The following is a 21,839-nucleotide window of genomic DNA, read 5'->3' on the forward strand; positions in this document are numbered from 1 at the left end:
ATTCCAGTCAGGCCATTTCGGCAGTGATTACCGGCGCATGCGAGGTGCTTTTGCAGCGCACCCAGCGCGGGCCATTGGGCCCATATACGCCAGCAGGTTCAGGGAACAGGTTGAGCAGAGCGAGGTACAGTACCCCCGCCAGCCCCAGGGTTACCGGCAGGCTCAGGTCGATGCCGCCGGCCAGGTCGCCCAGCGGGCCAACGAACTGACCCGGCAGGTTGACGAAGCACAGGCCGACTGCCGCGCTGGGGATCCACGCCCCCATGCCGCGCCAGTTCCAGCCGTGCGTGAACCAGTAGTGGCCGCCGCGCTGGCCACGGGTGAACACCTGCAGGTCATCGGCATGGTAGAAGCCGCGACGGGTGATCAGGCCGAGGATCATGATCACCATCCATGGGCTGGTGCAGGTGATGATCAGCACGGCGAAGGTCGACACGCTCTGCACCAGGTTGAAGGTGAAGCGGCCGATGAAGATGAAGCCGATCGCCAGCACGCCGATCAGCAAGGTGGCGGCGGCGCGGCTGAGCAAGCGCGGGAACACGCTGGACATGTCCAGGCCCGTGCCGTACAGCGCGGTGGTACCGGTGGACATGCCGCCGATCACCGCAATCAGGCACACCGGCAGGAAGAACCAGCTCGGCGAGATCGCCAGCAGGCCGCCGACATAGTTGTTGGCCGCGATATAGTCAGGCGCCTGGCTGGCGACCAAGGTGGCGGTACACAGGCCGAACAGGAACGGGATCAAGGTCGCGACCTGGGCGCCGATCACCGCCAGCATGATGCGCGACTTGGGCGTGGTCCGCGGAATGTAGCGCGACCAGTCGCCCAGGAACGCACCGAACGACACCGGGTTGCTCATGGCCAGGATCGCCGCACCGACGAAGGCTGCCCAGAAACCCGCTTGGCCAAGGTTGACGCTGCCGGCATAGCCCGCATCGAACGGCCCGGCGAAGGCCGCGATGCCCAGCAAGAACAGCAAGCTCGACGCCCACACGGCAATCTTGTTGACCCACAGCATGAAGCGGAAGCCGAAGATGCACACCACCAGGACCAACACCGCGAACAGGCCATAGGCCAGGCCCAGGGTGAGGTCGGTTTCTGGTAGGCCGGCCAGGCGTTTGGCGCCACCCACCAAGGCATCGCCCGAGCTCCACACCGACAGCGAGAAGAACGCCACGGCGGTGAGCAGCGACAGGAACGAGCCGACGATGCGCCCGTGCACGCCGAAGTGCGCGCCCGACGACACCGCGTTGTTGGTGCCGTTGAGCGCACCGAACAGGCCCATGGGGGCGAGGATGATGGCACCGATGCCGACCCCGAGCACAATCGCCCAGACCCCGGCCTGGAACGACAACCCGAACAGCACCGGGAAGCTGCCCAGCACGGCCGTGGCAAAGGTGTTGGCACCGCCGAAAATCAGGCGGAACAGGTCAAGCGGGGAGGCGTGGCGTTGGTCGTCGGGAATCTGTTCGACGCCGTTGGTCTCGATACCGGTCGAGTGGCTCATGGTGATACTCCAGCGCGGTTGTTGTCGCCCGGCGCAGTGCGCGGGCCTTATTGTGGGTGCGATGGCAGAGCGGCAAGGCCGCGTAAAAGAGGATCAGGCGGTGGTGACGACCGACAGGTGTTCATGGCAGGCCAACCAGCGCTCGCCCTGGCGGCGAAACACGATGGTTTCACGCTCGGCCAGCTGGTGCTCTTCACCGGCGATGCGGATGTGTGTGGCCACATCGTGCATGAAGATCGCCACGTCACCTTGCAGGCTCACTTGCGCATTGCCCGACTCACACGCCAGCACGGCAAAACCGTCGGCCTGCCACTGGGCCCACACGGCTTCATAAGCGCCACGCGACAACAGCGGCTGCGCCAAGGTGTGGAAGAGAAAGGTGGCGTCTTCGCTGAAGCAGGCGAAGTAGCGGGCGGTGTCGTTGCTGGCAAAGGCATCGACGAGGTCGGCGGCGGCTTGCCGTACCTGGAGTGTCTGGTCCACGGGAGTGGCCTCACGCTTTTTGTGATTGTGGTGAGCGATTCTGGTGGCGCTTGGCGGGGGGAAAAATCGCTGGGGGCAAATAATCAGTTCAGGAAAGTGTGAAGTGATGTTTGGCTGGCTTTACCCTCGTATTGCCCGTGGATTAAGGTGGAAGGAGTCGTGTTGAGCAGTAGCCATTGGCGTGTAGAACGTAAAACTGACGAAGCCCCTTACCTCCTTGGACTGTAGGCAATGAGTAAGTACGAACCACCGCTCACGGTAACACCTCGTATTTTGGCATTGGTTGCCGAGATCAGTGAGCTTGTGGGGTTGTTGGCTGCTCACCCGGACAGCGGGCTGACGCCGCAACTGCGCCGGGGCAACCGTATTCGGACTATCCAGGCATCACTTGCAATAGAGAACAATACGTTGAGCGTGGAGCAGGTAACTGCATTGCTGGATGGCAAGCGGGTATTGGGGTTGCCACGTGAAATCCAGGAAGTCCGAAATGCATTCGTTACCTATGATGCAATGGCGAACTGGCGCCCCGGCTCTCAAGACGATCTCCTCGCTGCACACGGTATGCTGATGCAAGGGCTGATTGATGACGCTGGCCATTTTCGCAAGGGGGGCGTAGGGATCTATCGCGGGGTACGCTTACTGCACATGGCGCCCCCAGCCAGTCGGGTCGCGACGCTCGTGCAGGGCCTATTGCACTGGCTCGTAAAAAACGATTGGCACCCCCTGATCATCAGCTGTGTATTTCACTACGAGTTTGAGTTCATCCACCCGTTTGCTGATGGAAATGGGCGAATGGGACGGCTCTGGCAGACGCTGTTGCTTAGTCGTTGGCGACCAGTCCTGGCATACCTTCCGGTAGAAACGGTAATCCGTGAGCAGCAAGAAGCCTACTATTTGGCGCTTGCCGCAGCCGATCAGTCTGGTGAAGCAACCCCGTTTGTCGAGTATATGCTCCAAGCACTGCTTCAAGCCCTCAGCGAAGCAGTGGGTAGCGATCAAGTAGGCGATCAAGTAACCGATCAAGTAGCGAGACTGCTCAATGTTCTGCCCATTGGGATTTCATTGAAGGCCAATGAATTGATGGATCGCCTTGGGCTCTCGCACCGTCCCACATTCAGCAAGAATTACCTTAAACCAGCAATTGCTATGGGTTTGATCGAAATGACTGATCCTCATTCTGCTCGCAGTCCTAGACAGCAATATCGTCGAGTCGCCAAGTAAACGATCCGCTTGTATGGGCCAACTGGCGGGGCTATCCCCAAATGACCGGCATACGCCAAACCCGCTGTCATCGAACTGCAACGTACATCCCGCACCCTTTCTGCCATCAACCTCAATGCCTCATTGCGAGTTCGAATGGGTCATCCCGCGCTGCATCCGCAACAGGACCATGACCTGTTCGGCCTGCTTTATGCTTTTGCCTTCCGCCCAGGCCAGCCCGGTCGCGAGATCGATTCGGCGCAGTTGCTGCGCAAGCTCGGCGAACCGCCTGAGCCCGACGAATTTTTATGGCTGCACCTGAACCTGGCCCATGCCGCTTGCGAGCGCTGGCTGCGCGCCCACCTGACGCTGCCCGATGCGTTTTTCGAAACCTTGCGCGAGGGGTCCCGGTCGACCCGTATCGAACATGCCGATTCGGCGCTGTTGGCGGTGGTCAACGATGTGGTGTTCAACTTCGGCCTGGTGTCGTCGGACATTTCCACGCTGTGGGCCTGCGCCAGCAGCCAGCTGCTGGTGAGCGCGCGTTTGCAGCCGTTGCATTCGGTGGACAAGCTGCGCTCGTCGGTCAAGCGTGGCGAGCGCTTCCATTCGTCCATCGAACTGCTGGTGCATCTGCTGCGCGACCAGGGGGATGTGTTGACCCAGATCGTGCGCGAAACCACCACCAGCGTCGATCGCATCGAAGACCAGTTGCTGTCCCAGCGCCTGAGTGACAACCGCGCCGAACTCAGCAGCATGCGTCGGGTACTGGTGCGTTTGCAGCGCCTGCTGGCGCTCGAGCCTGGGGCCCTGCTGCGCCTGCTCAACCGCCCACCGGACTGGCTGCAGGAACAGGACATGCGCCAGCTGCGCGCGGCGACCGAAGAGTTCACCCTGGTGATCAGCGACCTCACCGCCCTGGGTGAGCGGATCAAGTTGCTGCAGGAAGAGATCGCCGCCAAGCTCAACGAGCAGACCAACCGCACCCTGTTCACCCTGACGGTGGTGACCGTGCTGGCGCTGCCCATCAACATCATCGCCGGCTTTTTCGGCATGAATGTCGGTGGCGTGCCGCTGTCGGACGACCCACATGGCTTCTGGGTGCTGGTGGCACTGGTGGCGACCTTCACCGTGCTGGTGGGGCGTTGGGCGTTTCGCAAGCGGCGTGAATACTGACGGCGGCATGCGCCCCGACTGGCGGTCCCCGCCATCTCTGATCCTTGCCTACGCTGATACTCCCCATCTGCTGATGCAAGGAGCTTCACCATGGCCTTCCAATACAAGCGTCTGGACAAGAACAACGCCGCAGTCCTGCTGGTCGATCACCAGGCGGGTTTGCTTTCGCTGGTGCGTGACATCGACCCGGACCGCTTCAAGAACAACGTCCTGGCCCTGGCAGACCTGGCCCAGTACTTCAAGCTGCCGACCATCCTCACCACCAGCTTCGAAACCGGCCCCAACGGCCCGTTGGTCCCCGAGCTCAAGGCGCAGTTCCCCGATGCCCCCTACATCGCTCGCCCCGGCAACATCAACGCCTGGGACAACGAAGACTTCGTCAAGGCCGTCAAGGCCACGGGCAAGAAGCAACTGTTGATCGCCGGTGTAGTGACTGAGGTCTGTGTCGCGTTCCCGGCACTGTCGGCACTGGAGGAGGGCTTTGAGGTGTTCGTCGTCACCGACGCCTCTGGCACCTTCAACGAATTGACCCGCGATTCGGCCTGGCGGCGTATGGAGGCTGCCGGGGCACAACTGATGACCTGGTTCGGCGTGGCCTGCGAGCTGCACCGCGACTGGCGTAATGACGTCGAAGGGCTGGGGACGCTGTTCTCCAACCACCTTCCCGATTACCGCAACCTGATGACCAGTTACGACAAGCTGGCCAAGTAGCGCCCTGCCTCGCACGCGGGGCGGTTCTGTGTAGGAGCAGCCTTGCGCTGCGAAGAGGCCGGTGTAGCACAGAGAATCTTTCAGGCAGTCACCGGCCTCTTCGCAGCGCAAGGCTGCTCCTACACACACAAAGACCGAGCAAACCATTCACCAGTAAGGCTCGGCGCGGGCGTAATAAGCGAAGCGGCAAACCGCTATGGATCGACCATACTGAGTCTTCATTCGCCAGCGGGAGCGAGCCATGTCGAAGTCAGCCAAGAAGAAGGACCCTCAGGCACAGCCCGAAAAATTGGGCGGCAAGGCCTACGAGAAGGCGCTCAAGCACCTTCACGTCGAGTTGGTGAAGCTGCAGGAATGGGTCGTGGCCAAGGGCCTGAAGGTGTGCATCGTCTTTGAAGGCCGCGATGGTGCGGGCAAGGGCGGGACCATCAAGGCCCTCACCGAGCGGGTCAGCCCTCGGGTGTTCCGTGTGGTGGCGCTGCCAGCGCCGACCGAGCGGGAAAAAACCCAGATGTACGTGCAACGCTACCTGGGCCATTTGCCTGCTGCAGGCGAGGTGGTGATCTTCGACCGCAGTTGGTACAACCGCGCCGGTGTCGAGCGGGTGATGGGGTTTTGCAGCGATGAACAGGCCAACAAGTTTCTCACTGTGGTGCCGTTGTTCGAGAAGATGATGGTTGAGTCGGGGATCATCCTCATCAAGTACTGGCTGGAGGTCAGCGCCGAAGAGCAGACCCGCCGCCTGCAGGACCGCATCAATGACGGCCGCAAGCTGTGGAAGCTGTCGCCGATGGACCTGAAGTCGTATACCCGCTGGGATGACTACACCAAAGCCCGCGATGACATGTTCGCCGCGTCGGATTCCTCCTGGGCGCCATGGTTCATGGCCCACTCCAACGACAAGCGGCGCGCACGGCTGAACATCATCAGCCACCTGCTCGGCCGCATTCCCTACAAGGACATCACCCGCGACCAGGTCGTGAAATTGCCCAAGCGCGGCAAGGTCGGCAAGTACAAGGCGGTGAACTACCCGTTCAAGGTTGTCGAAGCGCGTTACTGACCCCATCCCCGCGGGGAGCCTACAGGGTGTAGACCTATGCCACATGACGGCAGCTTGCTCCAGGCAACGGTGGTGTTCCTCTTGGCCGTGGTACTGCTGGTGCCGCTGGCGCAGCGTTTGAAACTGGGGGCCGTGCCGGGGTATCTGCTGGCCGGCATCCTCATCGGCCCTTCGGTGCTGGGTTTGCTGGGTAACCCGGATAACGTCGCACGCCTGTCAGAGATGGGCGTGGTGATGCTGCTGTTCGTCATTGGCCTCGAGCTTTCGCCACGCCGCCTGTGGACCATGCGCCGGGCGCTTTTCGGCGTTGGCTCGTTGCAGGTCGGGCTGACCGCTGCGGTGCTTGGCCTGCTCGCCTATTGGCTGTTCGGCCAATCGAAGGCGGCGGCCGTCGTGCTGGGGCTGGGGCTGGCCCTGTCGTCCACGGCGTTTGGCTTGCAGGTGCTGGCCGAGCGCAAGGACCTGGGCAAGCCTCACGGGCGCCTGGCGGTCGCGATTCTGCTGTTCCAGGACATTGCCGCCATCCCCCTGATTGCCGTGGTGCCCTTGCTGGGCGGTGATGTCAGCCGCGCTGATGAAGGGACGTGGCCGCTGGTGGGCGTGGCGGTCGGCATCGGCGTGATCATTATTGGGGGCCGGTACCTGATGACCCCCGTATTCAAATGGACGGTCGGCTCCGGGTTGCCGGAGCTGTCCACCGCTACCGCGTTGCTGGTAGTACTGGGCACCGCTTGGGTGATGGAGCATGTCGGCATCTCGATGGCGCTTGGTGCGTTTCTCGCTGGCGTATTGATGGCCGAGTCGCCGTTCCGTCACGAGCTCGAAACCCAGATCGAACCCCTCAAAGGCCTGTTGCTGGGGCTGTTTTTCGTCGGCGTGGGCATGAGCGCCGATTTGCGCCTGCTGTTCGGCATGCCCTTGGCGGTGCTGGGGCTTACGTTGCTGCTGGTGGGCGTCAAGCTACCGCTGTTGGTGGCTTTGGGCCGTACGGCCGGAGGGCTGAACCGACCCCAGGCGTTGTGCCTGGGCGTGGTGTTGGCATCTGGCGGTGAGTTTGCGTTCGTGGTGTTCAAGCTGGCGCTTGAGCACCAGGTGCTCGAGCAGCAGGTGCATGACCTGTTGGTGCTGGCCATCACCCTGTCGATGGCGGTGGTGCCGTTGGTGATGATGGCCCTGAGCCGACAGTTGCGCGACCCCGACGCCACCCGCCCCACGCCTGAAACCGATCACTGACTCGCGCCAAGACGGCGTACTGACTGTTCGGAGGTGAAGCATGCAGCCGAGTTTCAAGCTGGACAGCGCCCTGTCGCAGGGCTTGCTCGATGTCTTGATCAAGGCAGGCTTGGTGGCTGCCCTGGTGATCTTCTCCTTCCAGGTGTTCCAGCCGTTCCTCGAGCTGATGCTGTGGGCGGTGATCCTGGCCGTCACGCTGTACCCGCTGCACTGCCGCATCACGCGGCGCTGGGGGCTCAAGGATGGCTATGCGGCGACAGTAGTGGTGCTGCTGGTACTGGTGGTGTTGCTGGTGCCGATCTATCTGGTGGTGGTGTCGATCACCGAGTCGGTGGACAGCATGCTGACGCTGCTCAAGAGCGGCGCCTGGAGCGTACCGACACCCCCCGAATCGGTGGCTTCCTGGCCGTTGATCGGGCCGCGCCTGTATGCCTTGTGGCTGGCAGCATCCGAGAGCCTGAGCGGGGTGCTCAACAGCATGATGCCGCAGCTCAAGGACGCCGGGCGAGTGCTGCTGGGGGCCGCGGCCAGTGCCGGGGGGGCGTTTTTGATGTTCATCGCGGCGATCATCATCTCGGGGGTGATCATGGCCTTCGGCGCGCGTGGCGAGCTGGCGGCGCAGCGCATTGCCATGCGCGTATCCGGCGAGCAGCGCGGCAGGTCGATTGCCAAGCTGTGCACCGCCACCATTCGCGCCGTCGCCCAGGGCGTAATCGGCATCGCCTTCATCCAGATGCTGCTGATCGGCGTTGGCTTTGTTATCAAGGGCGTGCCGGGGGCGGGAATGTTGGCGATTGCCATCCTCATGCTGGGTATTGCCCAGGCGCCGGCCACGCTGATCACGCTACCGGTGATCGCCTACGTGTTCCATGCCGAGGGCTTCACCCTGGCGACCATCGTGTTTGCCGTCTACACCTTCGTCGCCGGCCTCGCTGACAATGTGCTCAAGCCCCTGCTGCTGGGGCGCGGGGTCGATGTGCCGATGCCTGTCGTGCTGATCGGCGCACTGGGCGGCATGGTGGTCAAAGGCATTATCGGCCTGTTCATCGGCCCGGTGATTCTTGGCGTGACCTATGTGTTGTTCTGGCAATGGGTCGCGCTGCAGGTACCCGAAAACCCTGTCGAACCGTCGGCCTGAGCCGGGGCCTGGCATGCCTGGACCTACCTGGCGTCGCGCCTTGGGCCTGGTTGCCTTGCTGTCAGGCTGCACCCAGGTCGGGCCAGACTTTCAACCCCCGCAAACGGCCTGGCTGGACCCGTGGAGCACACGCTTGCTGGAGCAGGCCGGGCGGCGTGATGCAACGGTGGACTTTCGCCAGTGGTGGCAGGTGTTCGCCGACCCCGCACTGGATGCGCTGATTGCCGAAGCCGACGCCCACAACAGCAACCTGCGCGTGGCCGGCCTGCGCATCGCCGAGGCACGTGCACAGCTGGCCATCGTGCAGACTGGGCGTTACCCGCAGTTGCAGCAGGTGCGGGCGCAAAGCCTCTACCTCAAGCAAGACCAGTCCGGCACCGACACTGCCCGCGATTCGGTGTTCTGGCAGTCCAGCGCAGGGTTCGACATCGCCTGGGAAATTGACTTCTGGGGGCGCTTCAGCCGTGCCATCGAGTCTGCCGATGCCCTGTATTTCGCCTCCCAGGCCAACTACGCCGATGCCATGTTGTTATTGCGTGCGCAGGTAGCTGACACCTACTTTGCATTGCGTACCGCCGAGGCGCGCCTTGCCATTGCCGAAGAAAACGCCAAGCGCCAGGCACGCAGCCTGGAGATCACCGAGCGGTTGTTCCGCCATGGCGAGCATGACGAACTCGATTGGCAGCAGGCCCGCACGCAGTACTTGGCGACCCAGGCGACCATCCCCGAGTTCGAGAACCAGCTCAACGCCCTGCGCAACGTGCTCTGCTCCCTGCTCGGGCGCCCCCCCGGCCCACTGCCGGAGCTGCAGTCGCAATACGGCCAGTTGCCACTGCCGGACCGCGCACTGCTGCAGGACGTGCCTGCTCGCCTCTTGCAGCGGCGCCCAGACATCCGCGCTGCCGAACAGGCCGTGGCGGCGCAATCGGCACTGGTCGGGGTGGCCGAAGCTGACCTTTATCCACAGCTGAGCCTGTTGGGCAGCCTCGGTTGGACGTTCGTCTCGGCCAGTCACCTGCCCAACACGCTCGACCTCGCGGCCGGCCCAAGCCTGATCTGGAACCCGTTCGACTACGGCCGGCGCAAGAACGCCGTGCGTGTCGAAGATGCGCGCTTGCAGCAATTGATCGAGCTGTATCAGCAACGTGTGCGCGAAGCCGCCCGTGAGGCTGACGATGCCGCCAGTGGCCTGGTGCGCTCGCTGCAAAGTGCAGGCATTCGCGATCAAGCCTCGCAAGCCGCGCAGCGCTCGTTGAGCCTGGCCATGTCGCAGTACCGCGAAGGGTTCGCTGATTTCCAGCGGGTGCTCGACGCCCAACAGTTGCTGCTGCAACAACAGGATGGCTACCTGGTCAGCCGCGGCAATGCCGTCAGCAGCCTGGTGACCTTGTACAAGGCCCTGGGCGGCGGTTGGGACCCAGGCCGTGCGCCGATCGACCCGGCCACCCGTCGCCAGATGCAGCAACGCACCGATTGGGGAGACTTGCTGGATGAGCCTGCCCCCAGCGCACAGCCACCAGGTGAGCAAAAATGACTGACACCCCACAAACACCGCCTGCGCAAGCGCCCGACCGTGGCCTGCGCTGGGTATTGTTGCTGATTGCCGTGAGCCTGCTCTGGTACCTGCTGGCCGACCGTTTTACACCGTACACCCAGCAGGCTCGCCTGCAAGCCTACGTGGTGCCGGTGAGCGCCGAGGTGGCCGGCCAGGTCAAGCGCGTGGCCGTGGGTAACAACCAGGAAGTGCGCAAGGGCGAAGTGCTGTTCGAACTGGACCAGGAGCAATACCGCATTGCCCTGGCTCGCGCCGAAGCCGACTTCGACACGGTGGGCCGGCAGATCGGCGCCCACACTGCCGGCATCGACTCGGCCCAGGCGGCGTTGATGGCAGCCCAGGCCAACGAGCGCAAGGCCCGGCAAGACGCCGAGCGGCTGAAGCGGCTGATCGAGGAAGACCCCGGCACGGTGTCGCAGCGCCGCCTGGAAGGCGCGCAGGCCACGCGCGACCAGGCCATCAGCCAAGTCGCAGCAGCCCGTGCCGAAGTGGTGCGGGCACGTGAGCAGCAGGGTGGGGCGCAAGCGGATAACGCGCAGGTGCGCAGCGCGGCGGCGAATGTGCAAAAGGCCCGCCTGGACCTGGAGCGAACGGTGGTGCGCGCCGATACCAACGGGTTGATCACCGACCTGCGCACCGACGTGGGCCACTACGTGGGCGCCGGCAGCCCGATGATGACCCTGATCGCGATCCATGACGTGTGGATCAGCGCCGACCTGACCGAGAACAACCTCGGCCGCCTGCGCCCCGGCACACCGGTGCTGGTGGTGCTCGATGCGCTGCCTGGGACGGTGCTGAAGGGGCGCATACGCAGCATCGGTTATGGCATCAGCGTGGGCCAGAGCAACCCGCCGGGCACGCTGCCGAGCGTGCAGAACAGCCGTGAATGGCTGCGCTCGGCCCAACGCTTTCCGGTGATTGTCGAGCTTGACCGGGACCAGCTGGAAGACAAGTCCGGCTTGCGGGTGGGGGGCCAAGCCGAGGTGATGGCGCTGCCCAGCGAGGGCAACCCGCTGAACGTGCTTGGCCGTGTGTTCATGTGGCTGATGAGCTGGCTCTCGTATGCCTATTGAGCTGCGGCGCCAGCGTGCGCTTCGCCTGGCCTGGGGCGTGGCGCTGTGCCTGGCGGTCAGCTTCGGTTTTGGCCTGCCGGTGCCGATTTTGGCGCCGGTGTTCGCGGTGCTGTTGTTGGCCATGCGTAGCCAGCCCCTGCCGTTGCGCGCGGCACCGGCGTTGGCCGTGCTGGTACTGCTGAGTTGTGGCAGTGGCCTGTTGCTGATTCCCTTGTTGCGCCATGCGCCGGTAAGTGGTGTGCTGCTGGTCGGCGTTGGCGTGTTTCTGGTGCTGCGTTATGCCCTGAAGGGCGGCAACGGCCTGTTGGCCAACTTGCTGGTTATCGGCCTGACCATGATCGCCGCAGCCGGCACCAGCGATTTCACCTTGGCGCTGTCGGTGGTCGAGGCCTTGTCCAAAGGCATGCTCCTGGCAACCTTGGGCACGGCGCTGGCGCATGTGATGTTCCCCGAACCGGCTGACGCACCTGTGCAACCGTCACCGCCGCCGCTCGCCGCTGAACGGGCCAGCTGGGTCGCACTGCGCGCCACGCTGATCGTCATGCCTGCCTTTTTGCTGGCGCTGATCGCACCGGATGCGTTCATGCCGCTGATCATGAAGTCGGTGAGCCTCGGTCAGCAGGCCAGCGAGACCCATGCCCGCAATGCCAGCCGAGAACTGATTGGCTCGACCTTGCTGGCCGGGCTGCTGGCGATCCTGCTGTGGGGGGCATTGAGCCTGTTCGTGCACCTGTGGATGTTTTTCCTGTGGGTGCTGCTGTTTTCGCTTTGGCAGGCCCGGCGGCTGTACCGCGCGGTGGCGACGCGGCATAGCCCGGCCTATTGGGTCAGTTGCCTGACTACGATGTTGATACTGCTGGGGCAGTCGGTGCAGGACAGCGCGACGGGGCAGGATGTTTACCGCGCGTTCGCCGTGCGCATGGCGCTGTTCTTGGCGGTGTCGGTGTATGCCAGTGCCCTGCTGATCTGGATCGACCGGCGCAGGGCACGGCAGTGGGTGCATTAGGGCTGCCAGTCGACCCCGGTGTCCTCCAGGTAGGCATCCACCGCAGCGCCGACGGTGGGGTGGAAGGCCTTTTCCCCCATGTGCTGGAACAACTCAAAGCGCTTCATCTTGTCTTTCACCGGGTCTTTCATTTCGGCGAACTGCAACTCCACGCCGCGCGCCTCCAGCGCCCGGTCCAGTTCAGCGAGCATGTCTGCAGAGGTCACGTCGATGCTGGTCACAGGCTCCGCGGCGATCACCAACCGTTGCACGGCGGTAGGGGACTGTTCCACAGCCGCCAGTACGGTGCTCTGGAACTGCTCGGCATTGGCAAAAAACAGCGGCGCATCCCACCGCAGCAGCACCAGGCCGGGGATGCGCCGGGCTTGCGGGTAGCGCTGCACATCATGGTAGCCGCGGGTGCCATCCACCCGGCCGAGCACTGCAAAATGCGGCCTCCAGCCATCCCAGAGAAATTCGATGACTGAAATTGCCACGGCAATGCCGATACCCGGAATGGCACCAAACACTGCCACCCCGACAAAACAGGTAAACGACAGCCAGAACTCCCATTGCTGCATGTGGAAGATGCGTTTGAGGTCGGCGAATTCGAACAGCCCCAGTGCGGCGGCGATCACCACGGCGGCGAGGGCACTGTTGGGCAGGTAATGCATCAGGTTGGGCGCCACCAGCAGCAGAACGGTCACGGCCAGCGCCCCGATGATGCCGGTGAGCTGGGTCTTGGCCCCAGCAGCTTCAGCGACAGGGGTGCGTGACGAACTGCTGCTGATCGGGATGCCCTGGAATAGCCCGCTGGCCAGGTTGGCCACCCCCAGGCCAAACATTTCCTGGTTCGGGTTGACCGGCATCTTCAGGCGGGCCGCGTAGGAGCGTGACAGTACGCTGGTGTCGGCGAATGACACCAGCGCCACTGCGATGCCGCCGAGCAGCACTTCCACCAGGTCGATATCGCTCAACCAGGGGAAGACCAGGTCCGGCAGGCCCTGGGGTAACTGGCCGAGGACTTTGACGCCGCTCTGGTCGAGGTCGAGCAGGCTCACCGCCAGTGTTGCCAGCACCACAGCGATCAGAATGCCGGGCAAGCGCTTGAACGGTTTGAGCAGCAGGATCAGCGCCAGGCTACCGGCGCCGATGACGAAGCTGGGCCAGTGGCCATGGCCTGCAAGCAGGGCCTGGGTCAGGCCCCAGATGTCACGCAGCGGGCCTTGGCTGTCGATGGATAAGCCAAACAGTTTGGGCAGTTGGCTGATCAGCACGGTCAAGGCGATGCCGTTCATGTAGCCATAGCGGATCGGCTTGGACAGCAATTCGGTGATGAAGCCCAGGCGCAGCAGACCGGCGACCATGCAGAACACTCCCGCGACCAAGGCCATCATGCTGGCGATGGTGATGGCCCGCTGCGGGTCGCTGGCGGCGTACTGCACCACCACCGCCAGGATGGGCGCGGCCAGTGCCGAATCTGGGCCCAATACCAGGATGCGGCTGGGGCCGAACAGGGCATAGGCCAGCAGCGGAATGATGGTGGCGTAGAGGCCGTAGATGCCGGGTACGCCCGAGGCTTCGGCGTAGGCGATGCCCACGGGCACCAGCATGCTGGTGAGTACCAGCCCGGCAGCGATGTCCCTGGGCAGCCAGGCACGCTGATAGTGAAGCAGGGTGACCACGCCGGGCAGCCAGCGTTGCCAGTCGAAGCGTGGGGGAGGGGGTGTTTCGGGCATGGTGCAGGCTCCAGGGGGGGCATGTACTGCATGAGGTCCCGTTGGAGTCAGCTTAGAGCGTGGATGGCGGCGTTGCTCAAGCCGCGACGTAACCTCGGCTGCTAGAAGCACTCACCTCGCGTTACAAATGAAGCCATGCTTGCGCTTCAGGTTGCCTGACAACTCCCCATCCTCGTGTAAAGTCGGGCGATTAACGCGCGCTCGGGGAGTGAGCTTGGCAAAATTTCACGTCGACGCTATCCAGCGCTGGGAATCGTTTGAACATGCTGGAACGTCCTATGACCTTAATCACCTGGACTGTCACGAAGTCTTCTTGCAAAAACAAGATGGCAAGGATCCAATCCGCTTCGTAGTCACCTACGGCCTTCATTGCTTCACCAAAGACGATACTGAGCGGAACATTCCACTGAAGTACGCTGATGGTCGTGAAAGCCGATTCATCTGCATAGAGCGCTATGAAACGTCCAAGTGCCTCCGGGGAATGCTCGAAAAACTGGCCAGCGCGACGGTGTTCCTGACTCAGGGAGAGAGCTTTTTCACAATAGACGTCATGAATAACGCCAGCGGCGAGGTGGAACCGTTCAAGATCTGCATGGCCATCTTTCGCGAAAACAGGGTACTGCGGATACACGTCACCAGCGCCTACTTTGCAAGGTTGGGTGAAGGTTCGCCGGGTATTCCGATCAGGAAAAAAGGTTTCAGCATTTTCAAGATCGCGGTCGATACCCTGAAAAAACCGAACGGCCAGTTCCCCAAAGAGGTCCGCAATCGCTACCCTAGGAAGAAATGAAGGGCCCAGAAACGGCGAATCCCTCTCGAGGAGGGATTCTCAGCCGTCGATGCATGCTTCGACGGGGCAGGTCGTTCTCACGTCGCGCTCGGCGAGCTGGTTTCCCAGCAACGGGGTGCGATCCGAAGATCCCTGTAACCACCCTTTGGTTTACGTATAAACGCAGGCCTATAGTCCACTAACAGTGGAATAGGATCAAGGCTTTTTTCATCACGTGATAACCCATAACCTTGCAAGCAGGGAAGGCTCATACCCTTAAGTACAAAACCCCCGTGTCGCTTAGCGATCACGGGGGTTTTGAAGTCTTTCAAGTACCGTGGAATCCCACGGCTCCCATCAGACGTTGAAGCGGAAGTGCATCACGTCACCGTCTTTGACGATGTAGTCTTTACCTTCCAGGCGCCATTTACCGGCTTCCTTGGCGCCGCTTTCACCCTTGAACTGGATGAAGTCTTCATACGCTACCACTTCGGCGCGGATGAAGCCTTTTTCGAAGTCGGTGTGGATAACACCGGCGGCCTGTGGCGCGGTGGCGCCGACGCGGACGGTCCAGGCGCGGACTTCCTGCACACCGGCAGTGAAGTAGGTCTGCAGGTTCAGCAGCTCGTAACCAGCGCGGATCACGCGGTTCAGGCCAGGCTCTTCCAGGCCCAGGGCCTCGAGGAACATGTCTTTCTCTTCACCGTCGTCCAGCTCGGCGATTTCGGCTTCGATCTTGTTGCAGACCGGCACCACGACCGCGCCTTCTTCTTCGGCGATGGCACGGACTACGTCCAGGTGCGGGTTGTTGTCGAAGCCGTCTTCAGCGACGTTGGCGATGTACATCACCGGCTTGCTGGTCAGCAGGTGGAAGCCACGGATGACGGCCTTTTCGTCGTCAGCCATGTGCTTCATCAAGCTGCGCGCTGGCTTGCCTTCGGTGAAGTGCGGGATCAGCTTTTCCAGGATGGCCTTTTGCGCCAGGGCTTCTTTGTCGCCGCCCTTGGCGTTGCGGGCAACCTTCTGCAGTTGCTTCTCGCAGCTGTCGAGGTCGGCGAAGATCAGCTCGAGGTCGATGATCTCGATGTCACGCTTGGGGTCGACGCTGTTGGAAACGTGAATCACGTTCTCGTCTTCGAAGCAGCGCACCACGTGGGCGATGGCATCGGTCTCGCGGATGTTGGCGAGGAACTTGTTGCCCAGGCCTTCACCCTTCGAAGCGCCCGCCACCAGGCCTGCGATGTCGACGAATTCCATGGTGGTCGGCAGGATGCGGTTAGGCTTGACGATTTCCGCCAGTGCAGCCAGGCGCGCATCGGGCATCGGCACGATGCCGCTGTTCGGCTCGATGGTGCAGAAAGGGAAGTTCTCCGCCGCGATGCCAGACTTGGTCAGGGCGTTGAACAGGGTGGACTTGCCGACGTTGGGCAGGCCGACGATGCCGCAATTGAAACCCATGGGTATTCCCTCTCTAGGAAATCAGGCCTTCTGGCTGTGCAGTTCGCGCATCGCCTTGGCGAAATCGCCAGCGAGGACATCTGGCAGCACGCCGAGGGCAAAATCGATGCTGGCATCGAGCTTCTCCTGCTCGGCGCGCGGCGCGCGGCCCAGGACGAAGTTGGAGACCAGTTTGGCGTCGCCCGGGTGGCCAATGCCAAGCCGCAGGCGGTGGAAGTCGTTCTGGTTGCCGAGCTGCGCGATGATGTCGCGCAGGCCGTTGTGCCCACCATGGCCGCCGCCGCGTTTGAGCTTGGCGACGCCTGGAGGCAGGTCGAGTTCGTCATGCGCCACCAGGATCGCTTCCGGCTTGATGCGGAAGAAATTGGCCAAGGCCGCCACGGACTGGCCGCTACGGTTCATGTAGGTGGTGGGGATGAGCAGACGAACGTCGTTGCCCTGATGGCTGAATTTAGCCGTCAGGCCGAAATACTTGCGGTCAGCGGTCAAGGAGACGCGCTGGGCGCTGGCAATGCGTTCAACGAAAAGAGCCCCTGCGTTATGCCGGGTCTGTTCGTATTCGGGGCCGGGGTTACCCAGGCCAACGATCAACTGGATGGCGGTCACGTCAGGGGCTCTTCCTTGGAGTTGGTGGGTTACAGGGCGCGTGGCACTGTACCCCGATCAACACCGGCGTGCGAGTGGATTACTCGGCAGCGCCTTCAGCTTCTGGAGCAACGCGTGGCGCGTGAACGTTGGCAACAGCTTTGTCATCACCGTGGGCCAGAGCGACGAACTCTACGCCTTTCGGAGCTTTCAGGTCCGACAGGTGGATGATGCTGCCGACTTCGGCGTTGGCCAGGTCAACTTCGATGAACTCAGGCAGGTCTTTGGCTTCGCAAGAAACTTCGATCTCGGAAACAACGTGCGAGATCTCGCCGCCTTTCTTGATCGGGGCTTCTTCGCCGATGAAGTGAACCGGAACCTTGGCGGTCAGCTTCTGGCCAGCAACGACGCGAACGAAGTCAGCGTGCATGATGAATTGCTTGGCTGGGTGGCGCTGCATGGCCTTGACGATGACGTTTTGCTTGACGCCGTCAACGTTCAGCTCGATCACGTGGCTGTAGGCAGCTTCGTTTTCGAACAGTTTGGCGATTTCCTTCGACACGATGGTCAGGGACTCGGCGTCTTTACCGCCACCGTAGACAACGGCAGGGATGCTCAGCGAGTGACGCAGGCGGCGGCTCGCACCTTTCCCCAGGTCAGTACGCTTTTGGGCGTTCAGGATGAAATCAGTCATTTTGCTTCTCCAAAATAGCCATCTCCCGCAGGCGTTTGCGACCAGCGCCAAACGGGGTGGGCAAAAAAGCCCCGCCCCAACACATGCTGGGGCGGGGCGCTTCACATCAACACGTGTTCCGCTTAGCGGAACATCGCACTGATCGATTCTTCATTGCTGATGCGGCGTACCGCTTCAGCGACAACCGGTGCGATATCCAACTGGCGGATACGGTCACAGGCTTGAGCAGCGGCGGACAGCGGAACGGTGTTGGTCACCACCAGCTCGTCCAGTACCGACTTCTCGATGTTCTCGATCGCGCGGCCCGACAGGACAGGGTGCGTGCAGTAGGCGTAAACCTTGGCAGCGCCGTGTTCTTTCAGGGCTTTGGCCGCGTGGCACAGGGTGCCGGCGGTGTCGACCATGTCGTCTACCAGGATGCAAGTGCGCCCTTCGACGTCGCCGATGATGTGCATAACCTCGGAGTGGTTAGCCTTTTCGCGGCGTTTATCGATGATACCCAGGTCGACACCCAGGGACTTGGCGACGGCGCGTGCGCGCACGACACCACCGATGTCCGGGGAGACGATCATCAGGTTCTCGAAACGCTGGTCTTCGATATCGTCGACCAATACGGGCGAGCCGTAAATGTTGTCGACAGGAATATCGAAGAAACCCTGGATCTGGTCAGCGTGCAGGTCGACGGTGAGTACACGGTCGATACCTACGACAGTGAGCATGTCAGCGACAACTTTGGCGCTGATAGCAACACGTGCCGAACGCGGACGGCGGTCCTGGCGGGCGTATCCGAAGTAAGGAATCACGGCGGTGATTCGGGATGCTGAGGAGCGGCGGAAGGCGTCGGCCATCACTACCAGTTCCATCAGGTTATCGTTGGTCGGGGCACAGGTCGGCTGAATAATGAAGACGTCTTTACCGCGGACATTTTCATTGATCTCAGTGCTGATCTCGCCGTCGGAGAATTTACCGACAGAGACGTCACCGAGAGGGATATGCAGCTGACGTACGACACGCCGAGCCAGATCGGGGTTAGCGTTCCCCGTAAAGACCATCATCTTGGACACGCGCAGTACCTGAAGGCTGAGGGTATACCTGGATGAGTATAAGGAAAATGGCAGGGGCGGCTGGATTCGAACCAACGCATGGCAGGATCAAAACCTGCTGCCTTACCGCTTGGCGACGCCCCTGTATCTGTTGCTGCGAGCGCTATGCACTCGACTTCTTGACCAGACTTTGTAGCTTGCGATGCAACATCGAAATATTGCTTCCTTTCGCCACAAACCCTGTTTGGGTCGCTGAAAGAAGGGCCAGAACTTTATCAGCTTCGGCTTTGCTTGGGAAGGCCCCAAACACACAACTTCCAGTTCCGGTTAGCCGAGCTTCGGTGAATTTACCCAGAGAATTCAATGCGTTTCGAACTTCTGGATAACGCTGCTCAACCACCCGTTGGCAGTCATTTCGACTGTTTCCCTCGGGAACGGGGCGCATCTTAAGGGGGAGGGAATCACGTGTCAACTGCGGATGTGAAAAAATTTCTACAGTACTGACAGACACTTGCGGCACCAGCACGACATACCAGGGTTCGTCGGGGTCGACCGGGGTCAGTTGTTCGCCGACACCCTGGGCGAATGCCGCGTGGCCGCGAACGAATACCGGCACGTCGGCGCCCAGGCTCAGGCCCAAGGCCGCCAGACGGTCTTCATCCCAGCCCAGTTGCCATAAGTGCGCCAGCGCCAGCAGGGTGGTCGCGGCATCCGAGCTGCCGCCACCGATACCACCGCCCATGGGCAAGACCTTGGTCAGCCAGATGTCGGCGCCAAGCGTTGTGCCGGATTGCGCTTGCAGTTTGCGTGCGGCGCGTACGATCAGGTTGCTGTCGTGGGGCACCGCCTCGATGTCGGTGTGCAGGTGGATCACACCGTCTTCACGCAGGGCGAAGGTCAATTCGTCGGCGTGGTCGAGAAATTGGAAGACGGTTTCCAGCTCGTGGTAACCGTCAGGGCGGCGGCCGATGATGTGCAGCCACAGGTTGAGCTTGGCCGGGGCCGGCAGGGTGAGCGTGTTCATCGATCAGTGCCCCAGCTGGCGTGGCTGCCAATCCTTGACCACCAGGGTCACGTCGAGGTCCTTGCCGTGCAGTTTCAGGCGCTCGGGCAGCCAGTAGCCATTCTGCTCGGTATAGCTCAGGTACTGGACCTGCCAGCCATCCTGATCGAGGCTGGCCAGGCGGCTGTCGCCGTCCAGGGTCAGCTTGCTCTTGCTGTCGGGCGCGGGCAGGCCACGCACCCACCAGACCAAGTGCGAAACCGGCAATTGCCAGCCCAGTTGTTCTTCCAGCAGGGCCTCGGGGCTGGTCGCTTCGTAGCGGCCCTGGTTGGCCACTTCCAGCACCACGCCACCGGGGCGGCCGGTCAGGCGGGCGGCGCCACGGCCCAATGGGCCTGCCAGGCGGATGTCGTAATAGTCCTGGCGTTGCAGCCAGAACAACGTGCCGCTGCCGGAATCGCGCGGGGCGCGGATGCCGACCTTGCCGTTGATCTGCCAGCCATCCAGGGTGCTGAGTTGCGCCTTGTGCTGGCGCCACTGCTGCGGGTCGCCTTGGCCCTGCAGGGCTTCGCGGCTACCGAAGCCAGCACAGCCCGCGAGCAGGGCGATCAGGGTGAAGGTGATGAAATGGCGCAGGAACATGGCGTTAAAGGGTCTCTGATCCGGTCAGGCGCAGTACGGTCTTGCGCAGAATAGGGCTGTCGGGTTGGGCTTCGAAGGCCTTGGCCCAGACCTGGCGGGCTTCACGGCGCTTGCCGTTGGCCCACAGGACTTCGCCCAGGTGAGCGGCCACTTCATGGTCGGGGAAGCGCGCCAGGGCCTGGCGCAGGTAGCCTTCGGCTTCGTCGAGTTTGCCCTGGCGGTAAGCGACCCAGCCCAGGCTGTCGAGCACGGCCGGGTCGTCCGGCGTCAGCTGGTGGGCTTTGTCGATCAGCGCCTTGGCTTCGGCGTAGCGGGTGGTGCGGTCGGCCAGGGTGTAACCCAGGGCGTTCAGCGCCATGGCGTTTTCGGGTTCGCGGGCGATGATGGCGCGCAGGTCTTTTTCCATCTGCGGCAGGTCGTCGCGCTTTTCGGCCAGCATGGCGCGGGTGTACAGCAGGTTGAGGTCGTCCGGGTAGCGTTGGATGGCCTGCTGCAGCACCTGGTTGGCCTGGGCATCCTTGTTGTTGTTGCTGTAGCTCTCCGATTCGATCAGGTACAGCTGCACAGCGACGTCCGGCTGCGCCTCGCGGGCTTCGGCGAGCAGGCGCGAGGCCTCGCTGCCGCGGCCGTTGGCAATCAGGATGTCGGCCTGGCGCAGTTGCGCCGGCAGGTAGTCGGGGCCGGGGCCGACCAAGGCGTATTCGCGCAAGGCGGCTTCAGGGTCGTGGCGCTCTTCGCGGATGCGGCCCAGGTTCAGGTGGGCGGCATCGACGTTGCTGTCACGCTCGATCAGCTCCTGCAGGTAGCCTTCGGCTTCATCCCAGTCTTTGTTTTCCAGGCATACCAGGGCTAGGGAGTAACGCAGCTCGTCGTCCTCGGGGTACTGCTGGACCAAGCTGATGAACTCGCTTTTGGCATCGGCCATGCGGTCCTGCTCGACCAGGGTACGGGCGTAGGTCAGGCGCAGGCGTTTGTCATCCGGGTTGTCGCGGATCGCACCGCGCAACAAGGGCAGGGCCTCTTTGCCGCGGTCCAGGGCCTGGAGCAGGCGGGCGCGCAGCAGGACCGGTGCGATCTCGCCGTCTTGCGGCGGGTGCGCCTCGAGCAGCTCAAGCGCTTCTTCGGTCTTGCCGTCCTGGTTCAGCAGCAGCGCCTTGCCGAACACCAGTTGGCCGTTGTCCGGGTATTTGACCAGCAGGCGTTCGAAGCTCTGCAGCAAGCCGTCGCGGGTGCTCTGGTCGGTCTCGGCGGCGGACAGGGCGAGGAAGTCGAAATGGGTATCGCCCTGGCCCTGCAGGACTTTCTCCATGTACACCATGGCATCGTCGTAGCGCCCGGCACGGGCCAACTGGATGGCGGCGGCGCGTTGGGCGTCGAGGTTGTCCGGGTCGTTGCGGGCCCAGACCAGGGCGTTGTCCAAGGCCGGCTCGTCGGCGCCGAGGTATTCGGCGATACGGTAGGCACGCTCGGAGACGCCAGGGTCCTGGGTCTTTTCGGCCTGGTCGGTGTAGTTGGCCAGGGCGATGTCGAAGCGGTTGCGCTGGCCGGCCAGCTCCGCGACCAGCAGGCTATAAAGGGTGTCTTGCTTGAACGAACCGTACACCACGGGTTTTTCGGCCTCGCCTGTGCCCGCCTCGGCAACGGGAGGCTCGGCTTTTTGCGGGGCCAGGCTCTGGCAACCCTGGAGCAGGGCGAAGGCAAGCAGCAGTGCGTAGGGTCTGTTCATAAAAAGGCTTAAAAGGACTCACCGGCGGTCGGAGCATGATGACACAAGCGCGGTGGCAA

General features: G+C 62.5%; 20 protein-coding genes and 1 tRNA gene. 10 read left to right on the plus strand and 11 right to left on the minus strand.

Annotation, left to right across the window (positions count from 1 at the left end; all coding sequences use genetic code 11):
* Nucleotides 1-7: 7 nt before the first annotated feature.
* Together HU750_RS18560 and HU750_RS18565 are read right to left on the minus strand one after the other, a co-directional pair.
* The gene (locus HU750_RS18560; protein ID WP_186681697.1) at nucleotides 8-1,507 is read right to left on the minus strand and encodes a purine-cytosine permease family protein; all 1,500 of its coding nucleotides are present in this window, start codon (nucleotides 1,505-1,507) and stop codon (nucleotides 8-10) included.
* Nucleotides 1,508-1,600: 93 nt separating this feature from the next.
* Nucleotides 1,601-1,990: a YybH family protein gene (locus tag HU750_RS18565; protein ID WP_099452884.1), complete on the minus strand. Its 390-nt coding sequence runs from the start codon at nucleotides 1,988-1,990 to the stop codon at nucleotides 1,601-1,603.
* 231 nt (nucleotides 1,991-2,221) lie between these two features.
* On the opposite strand from HU750_RS18565, the gene HU750_RS18570 reads away from it, so the two are divergent.
* The 9 genes from HU750_RS18570 to HU750_RS18610 all read left to right on the plus strand — a co-directional run bounded on the left by HU750_RS18570 (nucleotide 2,222) and on the right by HU750_RS18610 (nucleotide 12,142).
* Nucleotides 2,222-3,211 (plus strand): Fic family protein, encoded by a 990-nt coding sequence (locus HU750_RS18570; protein WP_186681699.1) that lies wholly within the window; start codon nucleotides 2,222-2,224, stop codon nucleotides 3,209-3,211.
* 135 nt (nucleotides 3,212-3,346) lie between these two features.
* Entirely contained in the window at nucleotides 3,347-4,366 is a 1,020-nt protein-coding gene (locus tag HU750_RS18575) for a transporter (RefSeq protein WP_186681701.1), read from the plus strand.
* A 90-nt stretch (nucleotides 4,367-4,456) separates the two neighbouring features.
* Nucleotides 4,457-5,077: an isochorismate family cysteine hydrolase YcaC gene (gene ycaC / locus HU750_RS18580; protein ID WP_027594492.1), complete on the plus strand. Its 621-nt coding sequence runs from the start codon at nucleotides 4,457-4,459 to the stop codon at nucleotides 5,075-5,077.
* A gap of 241 nt (nucleotides 5,078-5,318) precedes the next feature.
* Nucleotides 5,319-6,137: a polyphosphate kinase 2 gene (gene ppk2 / locus HU750_RS18585; protein WP_186681703.1), complete on the plus strand. Its 819-nt coding sequence runs from the start codon at nucleotides 5,319-5,321 to the stop codon at nucleotides 6,135-6,137.
* Nucleotides 6,138-6,173: 36 nt separating this feature from the next.
* Entirely contained in the window at nucleotides 6,174-7,370 is a 1,197-nt protein-coding gene (locus HU750_RS18590) for a monovalent cation:proton antiporter-2 (CPA2) family protein (protein WP_186681705.1), read from the plus strand.
* A gap of 40 nt (nucleotides 7,371-7,410) precedes the next feature.
* Nucleotides 7,411-8,508, plus strand: coding sequence for an AI-2E family transporter (locus HU750_RS18595; protein ID WP_099452888.1), 1,098 nt, complete (start codon nucleotides 7,411-7,413; stop codon nucleotides 8,506-8,508).
* A gap of 13 nt (nucleotides 8,509-8,521) precedes the next feature.
* Complete coding sequence (locus HU750_RS18600; protein ID WP_186681708.1) at nucleotides 8,522-10,042, plus strand: efflux transporter outer membrane subunit; 1,521 nt, start codon at nucleotides 8,522-8,524, stop codon at nucleotides 10,040-10,042.
* The gene (locus HU750_RS18605; protein ID WP_186681710.1) at nucleotides 10,039-11,136 is read left to right on the plus strand and encodes an HlyD family secretion protein; all 1,098 of its coding nucleotides are present in this window, start codon (nucleotides 10,039-10,041) and stop codon (nucleotides 11,134-11,136) included. Before HU750_RS18600 ends, HU750_RS18605 begins: the two co-directional genes overlap by 4 nt.
* Entirely contained in the window at nucleotides 11,126-12,142 is a 1,017-nt protein-coding gene (locus HU750_RS18610; protein WP_186681712.1) for a DUF2955 domain-containing protein, read from the plus strand. Before HU750_RS18605 ends, HU750_RS18610 begins: the two co-directional genes overlap by 11 nt.
* Here the strand turns inward: HU750_RS18610 and HU750_RS18615 are convergent.
* Nucleotides 12,139-13,860: a SulP family inorganic anion transporter gene (locus HU750_RS18615; protein WP_186681714.1), complete on the minus strand. Its 1,722-nt coding sequence runs from the start codon at nucleotides 13,858-13,860 to the stop codon at nucleotides 12,139-12,141. The genes HU750_RS18610 and HU750_RS18615 overlap by 4 nt on opposite strands.
* A gap of 214 nt (nucleotides 13,861-14,074) precedes the next feature.
* Here HU750_RS18615 and HU750_RS18620 point away from each other — a divergent pair, with 214 nt between their 5' ends.
* Nucleotides 14,075-14,650 (plus strand): YjaZ family protein, encoded by a 576-nt coding sequence (locus HU750_RS18620; protein ID WP_186681716.1) that lies wholly within the window; start codon nucleotides 14,075-14,077, stop codon nucleotides 14,648-14,650.
* 336 nt (nucleotides 14,651-14,986) lie between these two features.
* Here HU750_RS18620 and ychF read toward each other — a convergent pair whose 3' ends face one another.
* The 8 genes from ychF to HU750_RS18660 all read right to left on the minus strand — a co-directional run bounded on the left by ychF (nucleotide 14,987) and on the right by HU750_RS18660 (nucleotide 21,780).
* On the minus strand, nucleotides 14,987-16,087 hold the full coding sequence (ychF, locus tag HU750_RS18625) for a redox-regulated ATPase YchF (protein WP_186681718.1): 1,101 nt from the start codon (nucleotides 16,085-16,087) through the stop codon (nucleotides 14,987-14,989).
* A 21-nt stretch (nucleotides 16,088-16,108) separates the two neighbouring features.
* Nucleotides 16,109-16,693, minus strand: a complete 585-nt coding sequence (gene pth / locus HU750_RS18630; RefSeq protein WP_008099045.1) for an aminoacyl-tRNA hydrolase — start codon at nucleotides 16,691-16,693, stop codon at nucleotides 16,109-16,111.
* Between the two features lie 79 nt (nucleotides 16,694-16,772).
* Entirely contained in the window at nucleotides 16,773-17,366 is a 594-nt protein-coding gene (locus HU750_RS18635) for a 50S ribosomal protein L25/general stress protein Ctc (protein WP_027594479.1), read from the minus strand.
* Between the two features lie 122 nt (nucleotides 17,367-17,488).
* On the minus strand, nucleotides 17,489-18,430 hold the full coding sequence (locus tag HU750_RS18640) for a ribose-phosphate pyrophosphokinase (protein ID WP_003247410.1): 942 nt from the start codon (nucleotides 18,428-18,430) through the stop codon (nucleotides 17,489-17,491).
* A 48-nt stretch (nucleotides 18,431-18,478) separates the two neighbouring features.
* Nucleotides 18,479-18,553: transfer RNA gene (locus HU750_RS18645), tRNA-Gln, on the minus strand.
* 19 nt (nucleotides 18,554-18,572) lie between these two features.
* Nucleotides 18,573-19,433, minus strand: a complete 861-nt coding sequence (gene ispE / locus HU750_RS18650) for a 4-(cytidine 5'-diphospho)-2-C-methyl-D-erythritol kinase (RefSeq protein WP_186681721.1) — start codon at nucleotides 19,431-19,433, stop codon at nucleotides 18,573-18,575.
* Between the two features lie 3 nt (nucleotides 19,434-19,436).
* The gene (gene lolB / locus HU750_RS18655; RefSeq protein ID WP_027594477.1) at nucleotides 19,437-20,054 is read right to left on the minus strand and encodes a lipoprotein insertase outer membrane protein LolB; all 618 of its coding nucleotides are present in this window, start codon (nucleotides 20,052-20,054) and stop codon (nucleotides 19,437-19,439) included.
* A 4-nt stretch (nucleotides 20,055-20,058) separates the two neighbouring features.
* On the minus strand, nucleotides 20,059-21,780 hold the full coding sequence (locus HU750_RS18660) for a tetratricopeptide repeat protein (RefSeq protein WP_186681723.1): 1,722 nt from the start codon (nucleotides 21,778-21,780) through the stop codon (nucleotides 20,059-20,061).
* Nucleotides 21,781-21,839: the final 59 nt, after the last annotated feature.

The sequence above is a fragment of the Pseudomonas sp. SWRI50 genome, assembly GCF_014269095.1.
In the GTDB taxonomy this organism is placed as follows: Bacteria; Pseudomonadota; Gammaproteobacteria; order Pseudomonadales; family Pseudomonadaceae; genus Aquipseudomonas; species Aquipseudomonas kermanshahensis.